The following is a 2,436-nucleotide window of genomic DNA, read 5'->3' as shown; positions in this document are numbered from 1 at the left end:
ATGTCCGTATTCTCGTCGAAATTCGTGTAATCGCAGCTGCCTGTCGCCGGCTTCAACAAGGACTTGAAAGGATCGTTGACCGGATCGCACGATGGCTCGGGTGGCGGGGTCATATCGGAAAGCCCCTGCTTGACACCTCCCACGAAGCAATTGCTTTTGCTGCTCAGTGTCGCCCCACCGGAGAATACCACTGCATCCGTGCTCGATGAGTTGACATGGACTGAGCAGCCATTGGCGACAATGTTTGATCCGCCACTCGCCAGCAATGCTTTGCTCGCGCTAGGATTGAGCGCCAATATGCACATTGGATCGCCCCGCAAAACTTTGGCAGCGGCATCAACATTGATCTTTGTAAATCCTGGATTGACAATTTGATTGAACAGCGTGACGTGCTGGCAGTAGAGGCTGCCAGTAACAACATCATTGGCGATTTGGAATGATGTCTTGGAATCAGTGCAATCGTTCAGGGAATTTGAACCGACCATATTTTCGGCAATGGCGATCCGCGCTTTCAAATCCAGATCAGGACGTGCGGCAGCGGCCAGAACTGCACTATCAATAGCTTGCTGAAATGCTGACCGACGGTTCTCGATATCAACAAGGTTGAGAGCGACACCTGCGCCCAATGCCAGGATGAAAAAGAGCATGCCGCCGAGGGTTGTGAAATTGCCGCGTCGATCACGCCAAAAATGGTTGATCATGGTCTGCTTTCCGTAACAAGGACCTCTCAGCCTTCAGGGAATATCGCAATAAATCTAAAGCTCTTCTAATAATTTAGGTTGGATTTTCCCTATCAGGTCGCGCGCTAGAAATTTATCAAGACTTATGCATCACATCGTTCCATCAGCGGGCGCGCCTATAGTGTAGGGCGACCGCGCCGTTACGCAGCGATCTCGCCGAAGAAAGTTCGAGCCGTCTTGAGCTGACAAGACCTGTTTCGCAGAGAGTCGGGCTGTGGCCTGCAATCCTCGGATGGCCGAGAAACTTGTACTCGTCGATCTGTCCGCCGTCGGCGCAATCCCGACCGAGGAAGCGTTGCGTCTCAAGCCAAGGCTGACAACAGGATTCTCGGTAATTGCCGAGGTGCTTTCGGAACTCAACGAAGATCACACCGTCAACCGGGTTGCGGTGACGCTGCCGGAATCCTTTGCCGAAAACTGGTTCACCAAGCGGATTTCCGATTTCTATCGGCAGAACTCCGCAGTGGACCTGCGTCTCAACGCCTCGAACCGGCGAATTGATCTTGTCGCGGACGGATTCGATTTCGCCATTCGCTACAGCCCGCCGCCGGAGGCCGGTCTCGATGCGATCGACCTTTTCGGCGACGAGGTCCTCCCTGTCTGCACGCCGGGCTTCCGTGACCGATATGAGCTGTCCGGGACCGTGAAGTCGCTGCGCGGGATACCAATCGTTCACCTGGACAACCGCACGCCCGATCCGCAATGGTCCGGATGGCAGGATTGGTGCCAAAAATTCAATGTCGATGGGGATCCGAATTCCGGTGGCGTCCGCTATTCGGAAATAAGTTCCGGCCTGCAGGCTGCGCTTGCGGGAAACGGTCTTGTCCTATGTGGCATTACCGAGGCCTACGATTCCATCGTTGGCGGATCGCTTGTCCTGCCTTTCGGCACTGAAAAGAGAATGCCAACGGGGTATCGTTACCGGCTGCTCTCGGTCAGCGGACGTCGATTCAGCCCGATACAGAAGCGATTTCGTGATTGGGTGATCGAACTGGCAATCGACTTCCGGCAATCCGTTTCAGAACTGCTTGAAGGTTGATCTCAGAGCTGGATTTCTTAGGTGTCCGGGACGCGTTCGCGATGTCCGGCATGCAGTTCGGCTCAGACCTTGAAATTCCCGCCAATTCGAGCTGTCGCTGGGGTCATTTTGCTTACTGACCATACCGGTGATAATCTACTCGTAGAGGTTCGGTTCATATTTTTCTGCAAAGAAAATAGGTGAGAAAATGACCTCACGGGCGGCACACGGAACCGGGATTTCCAAACTGGACTTGCCGAAGGGAAAGGTAAGCCTTTGGCGGCCTTCTTTCGACGATGCCCGCGCCGTCACGGCCATGGCAGAGTGCTTGTCTTTGGCGTTCTCTTCCGGACTGTGGCAGGAGACGCCATTGCCGCTCGGAGATAGGACAGACCATGAAAGTGCGACCGGAATAATCAACGGGCTCAATCATCGGCCAGTGTCGGTTGCCGCCAGCACAACGCCAGGGGCTAGCATGATCGGCTGTGTCATTGGTTGCGTTATGGATGACCGCGTGATCACGGCGTACGGCCTCAGACGCTATGCAGCGGCACCTGGCGATGGGCTTCTTGCCTTTATTGGAATTGTGCCAGATGCGCAGGGCCGCCGGTTCAGTGCGGCTGACGGAAGCACCTTGGAACCGGCTTGCGAGGGCGTGAGCCTTGCCAGGCATCTTTT

4 protein-coding genes are annotated in these 2,436 nt (G+C 55.0%); 2 read left to right on the top strand and 2 right to left on the bottom strand.

Annotated elements, in window-relative coordinates; genetic code table 11:
* Positions 1-701: TadE/TadG family type IV pilus assembly protein (locus CSC94_RS24420; RefSeq protein WP_133123093.1), on the bottom strand; the 701-nt coding region annotated here is incomplete at its 3' end.
* Positions 702-972: 271 nt separating this feature from the next.
* Here CSC94_RS24420 and CSC94_RS23830 point away from each other — a divergent pair.
* Positions 973-1,779 carry a LysR substrate-binding domain-containing protein gene (locus CSC94_RS23830; RefSeq protein ID WP_099308848.1) on the top strand — a complete coding sequence of 269 codons (807 nt, stop codon included), beginning with the start codon at positions 973-975 and terminating at the stop codon, positions 1,777-1,779.
* 135 nt (positions 1,780-1,914) lie between these two features.
* Here CSC94_RS23830 and CSC94_RS24415 read toward each other — a convergent pair whose 3' ends face one another.
* The gene (locus tag CSC94_RS24415; RefSeq protein ID WP_165784587.1) at positions 1,915-2,178 is read right to left on the bottom strand and encodes a hypothetical protein; all 264 of its coding nucleotides are present in this window, start codon (positions 2,176-2,178) and stop codon (positions 1,915-1,917) included.
* Positions 2,179-2,233: 55 nt separating this feature from the next.
* Between CSC94_RS24415 and CSC94_RS24950 the strand changes: the two genes are divergently transcribed.
* On the top strand, positions 2,234-2,436 hold a 203-nt coding region (locus CSC94_RS24950; RefSeq protein ID WP_205853413.1), incomplete at its 3' end, for a hypothetical protein.

It is taken from the genome of Zhengella mangrovi (genome assembly GCF_002727065.1).
Lineage (GTDB): Bacteria > Pseudomonadota > Alphaproteobacteria > Rhizobiales > Rhizobiaceae > Zhengella > Zhengella mangrovi.
This window is presented reverse-complemented; position numbering and strand designations above follow the sequence as displayed.

Coding starts and splice junctions, on each gene's coding strand:
- CSC94_RS23830 (WP_099308848.1), top strand. CDS start 973: ATGGCCGAGAAACTTGTACTCGTCGATCTGTCCGCCGTCGGCGCAATC.